This window comes from Novosphingobium taihuense, from assembly GCF_007830315.1.
Lineage (GTDB): Bacteria > Pseudomonadota > Alphaproteobacteria > Sphingomonadales > Sphingomonadaceae > Novosphingobium > Novosphingobium taihuense.
In genome coordinates this window covers 70,321-86,941 of sequence record NZ_VLKJ01000012.1, presented here as the reverse complement: position 1 = coordinate 86,941, position 16,621 = coordinate 70,321, and the positions used below count along the sequence as shown (strand labels likewise).

Annotated in this window: 13 protein-coding genes; 6 read left to right on the top strand and 7 right to left on the bottom strand. The window is 62.5% G+C overall.

Annotated elements, in window-relative coordinates; translation table 11 throughout:
• Nucleotides 1-657: 657 nt before the first annotated feature.
• The 3 genes from IQ25_RS18310 to IQ25_RS18300 form a co-directional block, all read right to left on the bottom strand.
• Complete coding sequence (locus IQ25_RS18310) at nucleotides 658-2,016, bottom strand: alkaline phosphatase family protein (RefSeq protein ID WP_144907747.1); 1,359 nt, start codon at nucleotides 2,014-2,016, stop codon at nucleotides 658-660.
• A 2-nt stretch (nucleotides 2,017-2,018) separates the two neighbouring features.
• Nucleotides 2,019-4,313: a TonB-dependent receptor domain-containing protein gene (locus tag IQ25_RS18305; protein ID WP_144907717.1), complete on the bottom strand. Its 2,295-nt coding sequence runs from the start codon at nucleotides 4,311-4,313 to the stop codon at nucleotides 2,019-2,021.
• Between the two features lie 570 nt (nucleotides 4,314-4,883).
• Nucleotides 4,884-6,023: an FAD-dependent monooxygenase gene (locus tag IQ25_RS18300; protein ID WP_144907716.1), complete on the bottom strand. Its 1,140-nt coding sequence runs from the start codon at nucleotides 6,021-6,023 to the stop codon at nucleotides 4,884-4,886.
• A 147-nt stretch (nucleotides 6,024-6,170) separates the two neighbouring features.
• Between IQ25_RS18300 and IQ25_RS18295 the strand changes: the two genes are divergently transcribed.
• From IQ25_RS18295 to IQ25_RS18270, 6 genes are all read left to right on the top strand, one after another.
• The gene (locus IQ25_RS18295; protein ID WP_144907715.1) at nucleotides 6,171-8,615 is read left to right on the top strand and encodes a TonB-dependent receptor; all 2,445 of its coding nucleotides are present in this window, start codon (nucleotides 6,171-6,173) and stop codon (nucleotides 8,613-8,615) included.
• 14 nt (nucleotides 8,616-8,629) lie between these two features.
• On the top strand, nucleotides 8,630-9,547 hold the full coding sequence (locus IQ25_RS18290; protein ID WP_144907714.1) for an NAD-dependent epimerase/dehydratase family protein: 918 nt from the start codon (nucleotides 8,630-8,632) through the stop codon (nucleotides 9,545-9,547).
• A gap of 12 nt (nucleotides 9,548-9,559) precedes the next feature.
• A complete protein-coding gene (locus tag IQ25_RS18285) occupies nucleotides 9,560-10,567 on the top strand; it encodes a LysR family transcriptional regulator (protein WP_246415536.1) in 1,008 nt (335 codons plus the stop codon).
• 45 nt (nucleotides 10,568-10,612) lie between these two features.
• Nucleotides 10,613-10,903, top strand: coding sequence for a hypothetical protein (locus IQ25_RS18280; protein WP_144907713.1), 291 nt, complete (start codon nucleotides 10,613-10,615; stop codon nucleotides 10,901-10,903).
• Nucleotides 10,885-11,907 (top strand): VOC family protein, encoded by a 1,023-nt coding sequence (locus tag IQ25_RS18275; protein ID WP_144907712.1) that lies wholly within the window; start codon nucleotides 10,885-10,887, stop codon nucleotides 11,905-11,907. Before IQ25_RS18280 ends, IQ25_RS18275 begins: the two co-directional genes overlap by 19 nt.
• A gap of 110 nt (nucleotides 11,908-12,017) precedes the next feature.
• A complete protein-coding gene (locus IQ25_RS18270; protein WP_144907711.1) occupies nucleotides 12,018-13,106 on the top strand; it encodes a VOC family protein in 1,089 nt (362 codons plus the stop codon).
• A 21-nt stretch (nucleotides 13,107-13,127) separates the two neighbouring features.
• Here IQ25_RS18270 and IQ25_RS18265 read toward each other — a convergent pair whose 3' ends face one another.
• The 4 genes from IQ25_RS18265 to IQ25_RS21195 all read right to left on the bottom strand — a co-directional run bounded on the left by IQ25_RS18265 (nucleotide 13,128) and on the right by IQ25_RS21195 (nucleotide 16,552).
• A complete protein-coding gene (locus tag IQ25_RS18265) occupies nucleotides 13,128-14,171 on the bottom strand; it encodes an aromatic ring-hydroxylating dioxygenase subunit alpha (RefSeq protein ID WP_144907710.1) in 1,044 nt (347 codons plus the stop codon).
• Between the two features lie 51 nt (nucleotides 14,172-14,222).
• Nucleotides 14,223-14,885 (bottom strand): TetR/AcrR family transcriptional regulator, encoded by a 663-nt coding sequence (locus IQ25_RS18260; protein ID WP_144907709.1) that lies wholly within the window; start codon nucleotides 14,883-14,885, stop codon nucleotides 14,223-14,225.
• A gap of 270 nt (nucleotides 14,886-15,155) precedes the next feature.
• Nucleotides 15,156-16,319 carry an alpha/beta hydrolase gene (locus IQ25_RS18255; RefSeq protein WP_144907708.1) on the bottom strand — a complete coding sequence of 388 codons (1,164 nt, stop codon included), beginning with the start codon at nucleotides 16,317-16,319 and terminating at the stop codon, nucleotides 15,156-15,158.
• Nucleotides 16,320-16,330: 11 nt separating this feature from the next.
• Nucleotides 16,331-16,552, bottom strand: coding sequence for a hypothetical protein (locus tag IQ25_RS21195; protein ID WP_181447279.1), 222 nt, complete (start codon nucleotides 16,550-16,552; stop codon nucleotides 16,331-16,333).
• Nucleotides 16,553-16,621 lie beyond the last annotated feature (69 nt).

Below are 16,621 nucleotides of genomic sequence, written 5' to 3'. Positions count from 1 at the left end.
GCTTGCGCCAGTCCCGATCTCACCGCCCAGTTTTTCAACACAATCGGGTGGAAAGCGGACGTTCAAAAAACGGGTTTGTGTCGGAAGCCCGAACCAGTGTTTTCACCGCAAGCCCATAAATCCAGCATATCGTCTGTTATACGATATGTCGCGAAAGCTATGAAATGGGGTCTGTCATCCAACGAAAATGATGTTTGGGGCCCCAAAATAAAGCTCCCTACCGGGAGTCCATCCAGCCTAGCTGGCTGCACCTTTACATCAATCAAGCCGCGAGTAACCCGCCCGTCTCTCGTTGAAAATCGGTATTCACGCCGCATCGTGTTTATGGTTGCGAGGCATGGATCGCTTGAAAGCCTCGTCTCTATTTTGGATACAAGTTCAGGACTTGGTCCATCTTTGGTAGCTATTATAGGCTTGTTGGTGGTCTCGGAGCAGCCGGTCAACACTGACATTGACAAGAGAAAAGCGAAGCTAGCGCGCATAATTGGGCGAGCCTAACGCCCTTTCCAATCTCCGCAATGGCGTCGTATCCAGAAAGTCCGGTTTCGGAGCGAAAAGGCGGATTGCTGACCTTGACGCCGACAGCATTTTTCCATTCGCCTTGAGCCCAAGCACAAGCACTGTCAGGCGAAGCTCCGCCTGACAGTGCCGGTCGGATCATTTGCTGGCCACGGCCACCGGGGCGACCTGTGCATCAGGCATGGCGACACCGAGCCGTGCGGCCAGCGTCGGGGCGATGGCGCGCATGTCGATTTCGCCGAGGTTGCGGGCCTTGGCCACGCCCTTGCCCATGATCAGGAACGTGGAGCGCATTTCGGGCATGGCGGGGAAATAGCCGTGCATGCCCTTGTAGCGCGAGGGCTTGGTGAGGGGCGCGTCGGCGGCGAAGTTGCCTGCAAGGGCGCCGGGCTTGAGGTCGACGTAGAAGCTGGCCTCGGGGTTGCCGCCCATCTTTTCGATCTCGGCGCGGGTGGCGACCCTGGCGATCATCGCCTTCGGATCGGCTGCGAGCTTGTCGAGCAGAGCGGCGACCATGCCGGTCAGCGCCGGGTCTTGCGGGCGGGCGAGGACGACGGCGATGGAGCCGCCCGAGGGCCAGGGCATGGCATCCCATGAGGCGACCTTGCCATCGGGTCCGAGCTTGATCAGCCCGGCATCTATGAACGGACGGAACAGGTTCACCTCGGTATCCGTGCCGACGAAGCCGTGATCGCTGACAACGGCGACGGTGGCATCGGGGCGCGCGGCGAGTTCGGCGGCGACGAGCTGGCCGACTGCGGCATCGAGGCGTTCGAGCACGGCGTTGGCCTGTGCGCTGCCGGGGCCAAAGAGGTGCTCTTCGTGATCGAGTGCGGCGAGATAGACGGTGACGAAATCGGGCTTCTTCGTCTCTATCAGGCGGACGGCGAACTTCGCGCGGGTCTCATCGCCCGCAATGCCTTCGTCGATGCCATCAGCGTAGGCGCCGCAATCGTGTTCGAGCGCGTCGTAGAGGCCATCGGTCGAGAGGGCGCGGACGAGCTTGCGGTCGTCGGCGTGGCCAGAGCGCCAGATCTGCGGCAGGTTGTATGTCAGCGACTTGACGCCGACGCTGACCGGCCAGTGGACGTTGGCGGTGGAGAGCCCGGCGGCGTGGGCGGCATCCCACAGCGTCGGTGCCTTGATATCTTCAGCAAACCAGTACCACCCGCCGTAGTTGATCTGCTTCGGATCGAACGTGGTGTTCGAAACGATGCCGTGGCGTGCGGGCGCGACGCCGGTGATCAGCGTGGTGTGGCTGGGATAGGTTACGGTCGGCAGGTTGCCCATGACGCCGGTGGCGTAAGTGCCCTCTGCCAGAAAGCGGCGCAGGTTCGGGATCTTGAGGCCGCGCTTTTCGGCTTCGAGCACGTCGCCGGGGCGAAGGCCGTCGATCGAGATCAGCAGCACGGGTTCGGCCTTTGCGACGACGGGCGCCGTGCTGCCAAGCAGCACGACGCCCGCGATCAGGGCCTTTGCGGTCGAAAGGCCGCGCATCATCAGAAGCCCGCCTTGAGCGTGACGAAGACCTGGCGCGGGGCCGCCGCGAGCAGGGTCTGGTTGTCACCACTGAAGCCGAAGCCGTTCGAGCCGATCGTGGCGACATAGCGCTTGTCGAACAGGTTCACGGCGTTGAGCTGCAGCTCGACCGGCTGGCGCTGGCCGATGTTCAGGCGGTAGCCGATGGTCGCATCGACCAGCGCACGGCCGGGGACTTCCTTGTCGTTGAGGTAGGTGAAGTAGCGCTTCGACATGTAGTTCACCCCGACGCGACCGAACACGGTATCGCTGTCATAGGACAGTTCGCCGCGCAGCAGATGCTTAGGCGTATCGACCACGGTCTTGCCCTTGGTAGCACGGATCGTGGTGACGCCACCTGTGGTGATGACGACATCGTCGCGGTAGGTCGTATCGTTGTAGCTGTACGAAGCGAAGGCGCCGAAGCCGCCGGGGAGCTTGAGGTCCACCGCCGCTTCGATGCCGAGCGCACGGACCGAGCCGACGTTCTGCAGCGCGTTGGTCGCGCCGACGATGCCGACAGAGGTCGGGATCACCAGCAGGCGATCACGGAAGTCGACGTAGTAACCGGCGAGCGAAGCGTTGATGATGCCGCTGTTGTAGCGCAGGCCCGCTTCGTAGGTGTCCGAGCTTTCCGGCTTGATCGTGGACTTGATGGCATCGAAGCCCGCCTGGGTGGCCGAGAACGGACCGCTGGTGGTCGAGGCCTGGAAGGCGCGCGTGACCTGGGTGAAGCCGGCGAAGGCTTCGAGGCCGTTGCCGAACTTGTAGTTCAGGCCGACGTGCGGCTGGAACCAGTCCTCGACCTTGAGATCACCCGTGGCGCGGCTGTTGGTGTTGACCAGCGAGAAGGCGTTGGTGTCGACCGAATAGCCCTTCCAGCCAAGGTTCACCTTGAGATCGCCGAGGTCGATATCGTCGGTGACATAGTACTGCAGCGTGTCGGTCTCGAACGCGATCGACCACTGGGTGAAGAACGGGTTCGTCTGGAAATCGAGGTGATCGCGGCCCGGATTGGTGCGGCTCTCATAGCCGTAGAACTTGCGCGACTGGATGAAGTCGTTCTTCTCGTACCAGCCGCCAACGGTGACGTTGTTCGCGCCGAAGCTGTTGCTGATCGAGGCGAAGACGCCCTTGCGCTTGATGTCGTATTCGGTGGTGCGCAGAGCCATCGGCACGCCCGACGGGCTGTTGACGTAAGGGCTGCCCCAGGTGCCCTGGCCGTCGTTCTCGTGGTAGTAACCCTTGATCTTGAACACGGCCTTTTCGGCGAAAGGCACGGTAAGGCCGAGCGCGGCAAGCGTGTCCTTGCGCAGGCCCGAGGCGTCGTAATAGGCATCGTCCGCAGTGGTGATCGGTGACGGGTAGGTCGTGCCGGCTGCCGGGTTGAGCGGGGTGGTGCCGGTGTCGCCACGGTTGGCGGCAATGTCGGCCACGCGGATGGCTTCGGCGTAGTTGCCGGGGCCGAAGTTGCCCCAGTCATAGCCAAGGCGATTCAGCTGTTCGAGGCTGAGGTCCTGATAGTCCTGCTCTGCGCGGTCCGAATAGCTGATGTAGCCGTCGAGGTCGGCACCGCCCAGCGGCAGCACGGCCTTGGCATTGGCCATGAACGTGCGCTGCTTGCCATCGCCCTTCCACTTGTCACCGTCCTGGTACTGGACCGAGGCAAAGCCGCGCAGACCGTCTGCGGTGCCAAGGGCCACACGCGCGAAACCGCGATAGGTGTTGGCCGAACCGTAGGAGGCGCTGACATCGGCGCCGAGCACGTCCTTGGGATCGATCGAGAAGAACTCGAGCGTGCCGCCGAGGTTGTTGGTCGACTGCGTGGCGATCGAGCCCGAGCCCTGCGAAACGCGGGTCACGCCGATGTTTTCCGAGGTGATTGCGCGGCTGATGTGCAGGCCGTTGCTGTTGCCGTAGGACATGTCGCCCAGCGGAATGCCGTCGAGCGTGAAGCCGAGCTGGTTCTGGTTGAAGCCGCGAATGGTGACGCGGGTCGACCATTCGTAGTTGCCGAAGGCGTCGGCCGACTGGAAGTTGACCGAGGGCAGCTTCTCGATGGCCTTCAAGGGGCTTGTGCCCGAGGCGAGGATGGTCAGGTCTGCAGTTGAAAGCTCCTGAACCTGGCGGGTCTGGCCCGATCCGAGCACGACGATCTCGGCGTCGGCGGAATCAGCGGGCGCAGCGGCTTCAGGGGCCGGAGCGGCGGTTTCGGCAGCGAAGGCCGGAGCAGCAACGAGCGAAGTGCTGGCAAGCAGCACGGCGACGATACGCATGGTGAATTTCCCTCATAGACCACATTGGTGTGGCGAGGTGGCTGCTAGGCCCGTGCTGTTGCAGCATCGTGCAATTTCAGGGACAGATCAGCGACATATCAGTGACCATGGCTTGACGGACGCATACGCGGGCAGCCGCGTAGCCAATCCAATACGACGTATGAGCGGTGTACTTTTGCGTCGATTGCACGGGAAACGCCCCGGCAGGTCTAACGCCCACGTACAGAAAAGCCCCCTACGGACGCGGTCGGGTGTGGCCGAGGCTCGGGTACATCGCAATGCATCTGGACAGGCTGATGAAGGGCTTCAAGATGCTCGGCCACATGAGCGGTGCGGGTCTTGCCGTCTTGCCGATGTCCCGGCTGGTGCCCGGTCACGCCAAGGGAGATGCGTTCCATGCCTGACCGGCTTGTTGGCAAGATCGCAGCCGTCACAGGGGCAGCCGCCGGCATCGACCAAGAATGCCCCCGCGTGTTTCGCGCAGAAGGGACCAGGTCGTCGGCCTTCACCTTGCAGGCGCCGACATTGTTGTAGACACGACGGCCTGTTAGCCGCCGCGCACCAATATTGTCAGAACGGCTGGTTAAGCCGGCTCAGAGCGCCCTCAAGCATATGGGCGTGGACCTTCGGGTCGCCATGTTCGAGCTGCAACTTGCCCACCGCCACGCTGGTTTCGATGACATCGCGGCAACGGTCGAAGCGGCGCTCCTGATAGGCCTGCAGCGCGGCCCTGACGTCGCCGGAGCCTGCCAGTTCCTCGGCCAGCACGATGCCGCTTTCCACGGCCATGCCCGCGCCCGAGGCGAGATGCGGGGTCGTAGCGTGGACGGCGTCACCGAGCAGGACGATACGGCCGTTGAACCAGTCCCCGGGCTGCAGCACTGCGGCAAGCGGGCGGTAGTTGATCCAGTCCTCGCGCGTCATGTTGTCGCGGATCCAGCCGGCATTGCCGCCGAAATCGGCGAGCAGGGACTTGAGCGTGACGAAGAGTTCCTCCTCGTCCATATGGCTCTCACGCTCCTCGTGCGGGGTGAGCATCCACATGTAGACCGTATCCGGCGCGCAGGCGGTTATGCCGCATGGGTTGGCGTGGCCGAGGAAGAACTCGCCCGCATCGAGGCCGGGCGGCTTGGCGATCGAGATGCGCCAGCACCCCTGCCCCGTTGGCTGCGCGGGACCCATGTGGGGGAAGGCCAGATCGCGCACCCGCGAGAATACGCTGTCGGCGCCGACGACCAGATCGTAACGCCGCTCGGTGCCATCGGAAAAGCGCACGTCGACGCCCTGCTCCGCGTTTTCGAGCGCATTGACGGTGAGCCCGAGGCGCACCGGAATCGCCAGTTCGCGCACGCGGGCCTGCATGATGCGATGCAGCACCGGACGCATTATGCCACCCGTAGCGGGCAATCCTTCCTCGATTACAGGCTCATCCAGATCGAGCATGTGCGTGCCATCAAAGCGGAACAGGCGGGTCTTGCTGGTGATCGCGCCCTCGGCCTTGATGGCATCGAGCAGGCCAAGCCGCCGGTAGGCGCGCAGCGTCGGGCCGGTGATTGTGATCCCCGCCCCATAGACGCGCCATTCGGGGTCAATGTCGATCAGGTCGACTGCGACCCCCCGCTCGGCCAGACTGATTGCCGTGGCCATGCCGCCGATGCCCCCGCCAACGACAAGCGCCGTGGCAATGCTGCTGATGCTCTCCCGTGTCATGACGCCCTGACCTAGCGAAAGGTGCACCACGCACAAATCCGATCTGTGGATAGGAACCCATCCATACAAACGGCGGGATGTTCCATGACCGGCGGTCTAACGGCTCCAACAACAAAGCAACACGCATGCGCCAAGGGGAGGAAACCAATGCGCCTTGTACTTCTAGGCTCCACAGCACTCATTGCCGTGGCCATCGCCACACCGGTCGCCGCGCAAGAAGCGCAGGCAGATGCGGGCGCGGCCGACGGCATCACCGAAATCATCGTCACCGCCCAGCGCAAGGAGGAATCGCTGCAAAAAGCCGCGATAGCCATCGACGCGGTTTCGGGCGACGATCTGGTTTCGCGCGGGATCACCAACGCAACCGACATCACCAAGGCGGTTCCGGCGCTGTCGCTGCCGTCGGTCGGCGGCAACATCGCCTCGATTTTCATTCGCGGCGTCGGCAATGTCACCAACAGCAGCTACAACGACCCTGCAGTTACGCCAAGCTATGACGGCGTTGTCCTGGGGCGTGGCGGCGGCGTATTTGGCGCGGCGTTCTACGATTTGGCGCGCGTCGAAGTGCTCAAGGGGCCGCAGGGCATCCTCTATGGCCGCAACGCGACTGGCGGCGCGGTCAACATCATTCCGGCTCGCCCGGAAGTCGGCCGCAATTCGATGGGCTTCAACTTGTCCTATGGCAATTACGAGGCAGTGGACACGGATGCCCATGTCAACCTCGGCGTGAGCGAGAACAGCGCGTTGCGCCTGGGCGCGGCCTATACCACGCGCGATGGCTACAACATCGATGGCACCGACGATGCGCGTCGCGGGTCGCTGCGCGCACAGTTCCTGATCGAGCCATCGCGGGACCTGTCGTTGCGCATCGGTGCCGACTATACGCATGTCGGCGGCAAGGGTGTCGGGGGCAGCTATGTCGGCGGTTTCATCCCCGGTCCTGGTGGATACACTTTCGTCCCGTCGGGCCTTGGCGACAGCGAAGGCTTCAACTCACCTGCGTCCAATGCCTTCCGCTCGCGCAGCCTTGCTGCACCGGCCTTCGCGTTCCTGAACCCCATGAATGCCGACCAGCGGCAGGACAGCAGCTACTTTGGCGTCAATGCCGAGTTGAACTGGCAGACCGGCATCGGCAAGCTCACCGTGATCCCGGCCTATCGCGAGAGCACCGACGACTCGTTGTTTTACGGTCCTGCTTTCAACACCGCCCACACCAAGGAAAAGGTCAAGCAGGCCAGCTTCGAGGCACGGCTCTCGGGCAGCGCAGGAATGGTCGATTATGTGCTGGGCGCATTCTACTTCAACGAGAAGATCAAGGCGAACAACGAGTATAACCAGGAGTTCGTGCTTCCGATCCTGAACTATGCGCACAAGACCAACAGTTATGCGGGGTTCGGCCAGCTGACTGCGCATGTGACCGACAAGCTTCGCCTGATCGGGGGGGTGCGCTATACACATGACAAGAAGTCCATCGACGGTCTGATCACCAACTTCATCACATTCTGCGGCGGTCCGCCGCCGGCACTGGTCACACCGCCCGCTTCGTTCGGCCGGGGCTGCGCCGCACCTGGCGCGATGCCGCATTATCCGAACTTCCTGAACACGGTTGACACGATCAACTGGCTCAAGGCCAACAACTGGATCTCCGCCACGAGCACCGATCAACCCAACGTCCAGGTGTTTCCGCTCCTCAACGGCGTGGGGGCGATCCTCAAGACCTACAAGCCAGTTAAGGACACCCGGGGCTACTCGCGCGTGACGTGGAAGGCCTCTGCCGAATACGACGTCACGCCGGACAATCTCGTCTATGCGACGGTTGAAAGCGGGTACCGCGCAGGCGGTCTGCAGATGACCGAGAGCAGGACCAGCTACAAGCCTGAATACATCACTTCCTACACCATCGGATCGAAGAACCGCTTTTTCGACAACCACGTTCAGCTGAACCTCGAAGGGTTCATCTGGAAGTATCGTGACCAGCAGATCACGTATTTCACGGTGGACACCTCGGGCACGCTAATCAATTCGAACGAGAATGCGGGCAAGTCCTCGATCAAGGGCTTTGACGTGGATCTGGTGGTCAAGCCAACCTCGGGCACGACCCTTGGGGCCAAGGTCCAGTACCTCGATTCAAAGTATGATGACCTCCACCTGTTCACTGCTGCACCGCGCGACAACTTCGGTTGCCCATTCACTTTCACTGGTGCGACGGCTGGCGGTGCGCCGGTCAAGGACTTCAACTGCTCGGGCAACCCGCTGCTGTTCAGCCCGAAGTGGACGCTGAACCTCAGCGGTGAGCAGGTCGTGGCGGTGGGCGACAGCCTCGAACTCGTGGCAAATGTCGATACCGCGTGGCGTGATGCGCAGTGGGGAGCCTTTGAATACCTCGATTTCGAGCGTATCCCGGCTTACTGGACGACCGATGCCTCGCTCACCTTGCGCGATGCGGACGGAACCTGGGCGCTGACCGGGTTTGTCCGCAACATCGAGGACAAGCGTCGCAATCTTGCGCCGCAGGCCGCGCCGATCGGCGTTGCGGTTGGTCACTTCTCGGCACCGCGCACCTACGGCCTGCGCCTGTCGGGCAACTTCTGAGGTGAGACGTGACGATGAACGTGGTGGTAACTGGCGCGGGCGGCTTTGTTGGGCGCGAACTTGTCCTGAAGCTGCTGGCAGCGGGCCATCACGTCATCGGCATTGATACGCAGGCGAGCGGCATTCCGGGAGGGGCGCGCGCGATAGCGGGCGATCTTGGTGATGTCGCTGTGCGCCGCGAGGCGCTGGTGGACGGGTGCGACGCACTCGTCCACCTTGCCACGGTCCCGGGTGGCGCGGCAGAGGCAGACCCTCTCGCCTCGCGCCTGATCAACGTAGATGCGATGTACGACCTGCTGCTTGAGACAGGCGCAATCAATCCCGGCCTGCGCGTAGTCTATGCCAGTTCCATCGCGGTATTCGGTGATCCTCTGCCCGCGCTGGTTGACGATGACACCCCGCTCAGCCCGAAAATGATCTACGGCGGACACAAGGCGATGATGGAGGATGCGGTGGCGATGTTCTCCAACCGTGGGCTTATCGATGGCGTGACCATTCGCCTGCCGGGCATCCTTGCCCGGCCCAAGGGACCATCGGGCATGAAATCGGCCTTCATGTCCGACCTGTTCCATGCGTTGAAGGCGGGTGAGACTTTCACCTGTCCGGTCTCGGAGGCGGGCATGATCTGGGCGCAATCGGTGCGCCAGTGTGCCGCAAACTTTGTCCATGCGCTCGATCTCGACAGCGCCTTGCTGCCCCCTACACGCTCTGTCACGCTTCCTGCCCTGCGCGTCTCGATGGGTGAACTTGCGGCCGAGATCGCCCGTCAGTGCGGCGTCTCGTCGGACCTCGTCACCTATGCCCCTGATGCCGCACTCGAAGCGGCCTTTGCCAGCCAGCCGCCGCTCGAAACGCCTGCCGCATTCCGCGCCGGTTTTGCGCATGACGGCAATTCAGCTATGCTCGTTTCCAACGCGCTTGCTACCATCTGAGGCGCGGCGGAGATGGCGATGCGGTTCGGAAGGCTTGACCTCAATCTGCTGGTGGCGCTCGATGCGCTGCTGACCGAGCGCAGCGTCAGCCTCGCAGCCGACCGGCTTTGCCTTTCGCAATCTGCGACATCGAGCGCCTTGGGCCGCTTGCGCGAATATTTCGGCGACGAGCTTCTCGTCGTCAAAGGTCGCAACATGATCCTTACCGCGCGGGCCGAGGAACTGATCGAACCAGTTCGCTCGGTGCTTGAACAAATCCGCACGACGGTTTCCGTCGCACCGCCATTCGATCCGGCCACGGCCGAACGCACGATCCGGATCATGGCGTCGGACTATTCCACCGAAGTCCTTCTGGCAGAAGTCCTCGCCGATCTCGAACGGGACGCGCCGGGCCTGCGTTTCGAGATCCAGCCCATGAACGACACTCCGATCGAAGCGGTGGAGCGCGGCTATGTCGACCTGCTGCTGACCATCGATCTGGCCGTATCGTCGGATCACCCGACACAGCTGCTGTTTCAGGACGATTATGTCGTTGTCGGCGACAGGAGCAATCCGGCGATGGCCGGTCCCATGACGCGCGACCTCTATTTCAGCCTGGGCCATGTTACTGCCCGGTTCGGCAAGGCGCGCGTCCCGGCCTTCGAGGATTGGTTCGTGCGCCGCCAGAAGCAGCAGCGGCGGATCGAAGTCGTCGCGCCATCGTTCCTTTCCCTGCCCGGCCTGATCGTCGGCACTCGTCGCATCGCCACCCTGCACCGGCGTATGGCTGAACGCGTGGTGCGCAACATGCCGCTGGTCCTGCGCGAGATTCCGTTCGACATTCCGCCGATCCGTGAGACGGTTCAGTGGAACATCGCCAACAACAACGACCGCGCCCTGCGCTGGGTAGTAGAGCGACTTCAGGCAGCAGCCATTGCTGGCACGGAAACCTCAGCCAATGTTGTTCCGCTGACGCACGGCTCATCGGTCGAACGTGACGAGATCGAGGTCGAGTACCGGATGAACCACCCGCAACGCTGATTTGAACTGGTCTGATTCAGTCTTCAGCGTGATCGAATTCCATACGTGCAGCCGTTCGATCAGTTGCACTTCGGCATGAGCATGACGGTGCTGCCGATGCTGATGATGAACCAGTCCGAAAACGGCCCTTTCCTGATCATCCAGATGCAGGACAGGATTCTCGACAACGTCGACCAGTATTTCGAAGTGACACGTTTTGCCATCAATTTTGTAAATGGATTTATCTTGAAACAATTCATGGTAGATATTTGCGCCATGTCAAGAAGTGCCGGTGTGACCCATTGCAGAACGTTTCCCGCAGTTACGGGAGACCTTGCATGGCAATTATCGGGATAAGACGGCTGACCTGGATGGTGGAGGACTTGCCGGCATGCGTGCGCTTCTTCACCGACTTCGGCCTTTCGCTTGTCGCGCAGGATCAGACTTCAGCGCTGTTCGAGGCGGCAGACGGTTCACAATCGCTGTTTCTCAAGTCAGGCCATCCGCGCTTGCCTGTCGGTTCGGTTCAGACCCGTCGCGGGGTTCACGAATGCATCTGGGCGGTCGATAGCGAAGACGGCATGGCCCGGCTGAAGGCGCGGCTTGCGCCGCGCGTCGATCTTTCGACCGACGAGGAAGGCATTGTCCACTTCGTCACACCGTTCGGCCAGGCGATCGGACTTCAGGTCTGGCAGCCGCGCGCGGTGTTCGGTGCCCCCACACCACAGAACACTGTCGGCCGCATCGCCCGGCTCAACCAGCCGCGCAAGTGGATCGATCGCGCCGTGCCAAAGCGCACCCACCACTGCGTCTGGACCTTCCCCGACGTGCAGGCGGCGGTCGATTTCTATCGCGATGCGCTCGGCTTCCGCATCACCGACATGCAGAAGGGCTTCGGCGTCTACATGCGTGCGGATGGCTGCTACGAGCACCACAACGTCTTCCTCGCCGATGCCCACGCGCCGATGCCGGGTTTCGACGGGACGCTGAAGTTCCACCACGCCAACTGGGAAGTCGAGGACATCGACGAACTCATGGTCGCGAAGAACTATCTCGACCGGCGAGGCTACACTTACGGCGACTGGAACTGGGGCTTCGGTCGGCATCGCCTGACATCGGCAGCGTTCCTGTATGTCCCTTGCCCGGCAGGCGGTGAGGCCGAGTATGGCGCGGACTGTGACTGCGTCGACGATGGCTGGCGACCGCGCATCTGGGACGGCGCATTCGGCACCGCGATTTACATGACCAACCTGCCCGATTTCATGAAGGGCGAACCCAACTGGGACGTCACCTACGCCCGGCCCGACCAGTTGCACTACCACCCCGCAGACCCGGCCCCGCTTGCCGAAGCCGCAGCGTAGAGCCGGACCGATCCATCGGTACGGTCGATAGCAAGGGTCCGGAAACTTGCGTTTCCGCGCTGGGCTCGCCTTGGGCATGACGGTCTCCTGAGAACATTCCGGGAGATCCCATGCCACTTGCCCAGACCAGTGCCGTGCTCGGCGTCCAAAGCGTCGTCTTTGGAGTGAGCGACATGGCCGAAAACGTCCGCTTCTGGACCGATTTCGGCCTGCCGCTGGAGAGTGAGAGCGAGCACGAAGCGGTGTTCCGCCTGCAGTCGGGCAGCAGGGTGATCCTCCTGGTAAACGGCGATGCCCGACTGCCGGCGCCCGATCCCTTCGCTGGCGACGGCATCAAGGAAACCGTCTGGGGCATCGATACGGCCGAAAACCTTGAGACAATCGCTGCGAGCCTCGCGACCGAGGTGCAGGTGTTGCGCGATGCCGATGGCACCGTGCGCTGCGTCTGCCCCGATGGGCAGCCCATCGCCCTGCGCGTGTGGAACAAGCGCCCGGTGGTGTCGGAGGCCAGCCCGGTCAACACGCCGTCAAGCTGGCCGCGCTTCAACCAGCACCGCATCTGGCGCAAGAAGGCCGTTCCCAAGACGATCAACCATGTGGTGTTCTTCAGCCCCGACTACGTTGGCAGCTTCGAGTTCTACGAACGCCACCTCGGCTTCCGCTACATCGACCATTCCAAAGGCACAGGCATCTTCGCCCGCGCGGGCGGCACGTTCGAGCACCATTCGATCTTCTGGGTAAACTGCGACCTGCCGATCGCACCCGATCACTTCAAGTTCATGCATATCGCCTTCGGCTGCGACGACATCGACGAAGTGATGCTTGGTGCGAACATCATGGACAACAAGGGCTGGAAGAACACGACGATGAACACCAGTGGTGGCATCTCCCGCCACCGCATCTCGTCGGCGATCTACTTCTATTGCGAAATGCCCGGCCATGCCGGCGAGGCGGAGTATCACGCCGACACCGATTACGTGGACGACAACTGGGTGCCGCGTGCGTGGGACTTCAAGTTCGGCTCGCTGCTGTGGTCGCACAACGCGCCCGCGATCTTCCGGGGCGACGACATCCCCTGGGACATGACGTTCGACCATGACCGCAAGAGCTTTGAACCCTACCGCCGCGCCAAGCCCGGGAAGCAGCCGATCACCGGCGACCTCGCGAACCTGACGCAAGAGGACGAACACGCGATCTGAGGCGCTTGCGGCAGGCTGCGGTTACCCCGCCAGCTGCTCGCGCGATATCATCCGTTCCAGCAAGCGTCGCGCGCGGGTGCCTCCCTGGTCGATACCAAGCGACAGCGGCCTTTCCTTCCAGAAATCCCCGCCCGCCTCGAGATTGTCGCGCACGTTGGCATAAGCCGCTTCGATCATTGGCTTGTCCTCAAGGTCGAAGGCTTCACCGAACAGCGCCAGCAGCATTGCATCGACTTCGGGGTTTTCGAGATCGTTGAAGCGGGTCGATGACCAAAAGTAGTGCGTCGTGTGCTCACTGGCAGGAGTCAGGATATGGGCCTGCGGCACCTCGAAACCGGCCTCACGTCCTGCACCATGCGGCGTAACCCCGACATTGAGCCGCATCGAAGCCGGCGCGTTCCAGCGCATGTCCAGCCAGTGATCGACCTTGGCTTCCGGCGGGAACACGCCCTGCGCCACGGATGGCGGCGCGATGTTGGGCATCCACCAGTTGGAGTGCAGCGTCTCTCCCTCCACCTGCACCGCGTGCTCGCCCGCAAAGATCACGCCTTGCCCGGCAAACGTGCCCTTGTGGACGAACTCGATGTGCGAGAGGTCGAGCAGATTATCGGTCCCGTATTCGTAATTTGCCTGCATCAGCGTGTAGCCGCGCACGGTGCGGCTGTGCGGCGTGTCGGGGATGAAGCCGAAATCCGGAATCAGCGCCTCATCGGCCGCGTCTGCCGCTCCGGCCCACAGCCAGACGATCCCGTCGCGTTCGGCCACCACGAATGCCGGGATGTCGGAACCTGCGGGCACGCGCTCACCGAAGGGATTGCGCATGCACTTCCCCTCTGCCGAAAACGACAGGCCGTGATAGCCGCAGACCACCGTGTCGCCTTCACGCGTGCCCCTGGACAAAGGCGCAAAGCGGTGCGGGCAGCGATCGAGCAAGGCCGCAACGGTTCCATCAGCCTTGCGGAACAGGAACACCGGCTTGTCGATGATCTTGCGCGCAAGGCCCGTTGCCCCGACTTCATCTGACCAACCCGCCATGTACCACGCGTTGCGCAGAAAGCTCATCATGCACCCCTCCTTATGTGTACCATCGGTACATATTTGAGATGCGATGCCGGATCAAGCGCTGCGTGCCGTTCCGATCGACGGCAAGACAAGCGAAAGCGTGGCCGTAATCCGCGCTGCTATGGCAGCATCGTCGACAGTAGCATCAAGACCGATCAGGGCCTGCTCATAAGCTCCGGCGCGGATGGCATGCAGCAATTGATCTGCGACGTCCGCACTATCGAGATCGGTCCGCACCTCATGCGGCTTGCGCGACTCCATCAGTGCCGCGATCGCCGCGACGATCACGCGATGACCGTGGAGGTAGAATGCCTCCGCTGCGCCGTTTGAACCAGTCGCCGCGCTGATTACCGCGCGATAGAGGGCTAACGACCCCGGCGTCAGGTAAAAGCGCAGCACGCCCGAGAGCGCCCGCGCAAGCGCATTGTCCAGCGGCTCGGCGCGAGCCTGATCGCCGTCGAGATTCAGGCCTGCCATGGCGCAGAGCGCTTCCTCGCGGATGGCCGCGGCAATCAGGCCGTTGCGATCCCCAAAGTACTTGGCCAGTGTCGCCTTCGAACCACCTGCAAGACGCAGCACTTCATTGACGCTGAAGCGGTCCACGCCCACTGCCATGATCTGGGTCCGGGCATGACGGACCATTGCGTCGCAGCGCTCCTGAGCCGCGCGCTGCTTCGCTGTTACGGGCGGATCTGCCATGGCAGTGGGATAGCTCATGCCCTCTGCTAGCCCCCGTGCACGCGATGGGGCAAGGGCGGACGGCAGTCGTGCGCCACTTCCACGAAATCTATCAAGTTTCCCGCGCAACAGCGGATGAAACAGTCCTCGCCGAACCCTTCGCGCACAATGGCCGTGTGGCTGCGGGCGGCTTCGATGTAGAAGCGCTTTTCCACTTCAAAGCCGAGCACCTGACCTTATCAAGCTATGGCATCGTCATGCGAGGGAACCGACACGCCACCATGGTGGAAAGTGAACTCGGCCACACCCTCAGCCCTTGTTCCCGGCCATCTCGGCAAAGGTCTGCGCGCACCAGTCGGCGATGTAATCGCGCATGGCAGTACCGTTGTCTGCCCCGCAGTGCTCCACTTCGAAATCCGCCTTGGTAAAGATGCGCAAGGTGCGCTTCGGGCTGTTGACTGCCTGATCGTAGGACATCTGCGCGTTGTAGGCGGGAATCTGGCGATCGTTTTCGCCATGGGTGATCAGGAACGGCACGCGGATCTTCTCGACCTGCCCATCGAGCGTGATCTGGTCGGCATAGTCGAGGAACGCCTGCTGGCTGTCGATCCCGAACACCCACATCACATGGTCCCAATAATGCGGCACGGGGTTCTCGCCTTCGTTTGCCACACGCTCGCGTTGGCGCTGGCCCCAGACGTGGTTGGCTCCCATCACCGCGCACAACGCGTAGCGCGGGTCATTCGCGGCAATGCGCGGCGCGTGATAGCCGCCGAACGACAGCCCGAAGATGCCGATCTGCGAGTGGATCACGTCGCTGCGTGTCAGCAGGTAGTCAAACGCCGGGCTGCCCCAGCGTTCGGCATCGAATATCGCTGGCAGATTGCGCTTGCGGATCGCCTCGCCAGTGCCGGGCTGGTCTAGGAACAGGGTGTTCATGCCCCGCTCGAGATTGACCGCCCCATGCCCTGCCATGGCAACCTGCTCCTTCATCGAGTCCAGCCCATTGACCGAGACAAGGGTGGGACGCGGCGTTCCGCTCCCGTCGTGGACGAAGATCGCCGGATAGCTCGATCCTTCGTAGGGAATCTCCACCTTCTCGACATGCAGGCCGCGCAGGGCGCAACCCTTGTGATAGAGTTGCAGCCCCTTGTCATAGGCCGCCCAGCGGGGTGCGTAGTCGCGGCTCTGAAGGCGCTCGGCGCCGAGGTAATAGCCGGAAGCGCGCAGGTACTTCGTACCAGCCGAGAGCAGAAATCCCTCGACCTCGTCCCACTCGGCGTTGCGCGTGACCTGATCTGCCACTGCGATCCAGCTATCGAACAACTGGGCGGAGCCAGCATCGGCACCGGCCTTCGCGGCTTCGCGCACCGGGCGACAAACTTCGTCCAACTCGCCATGGTTGCCCCCCGCAATCAGCGCGAGGTTGAGCCCGAGGTTCCAGACGTAGTTTCCGGGAAACGGTTCAAACATCGTTTATACTCCTATTCCGCGGTCCATCCGCCGCCGCCGATGACGAGGCTTGTTCCGGTCATCAGCGCCGAAGCGTCCGAGGCGATGAACAGCACCACGCCCGGCATCGTCTCGACCTCAACCTCGGTGATGCTGGCGCGCTGGATCTGCGCGAACTTCCGCACCTTCGCCTGGGCGAGCTCGATGTCCTTGCGCTCCTGCAGCGTCAGGCTGTTTGCAATGGAGCAGCCCATTGCAACACGCTCCGGGTCGCGACCATCGCATTGTATCGATGCAAGCCTATCGACCGAATGCCTTTGTCC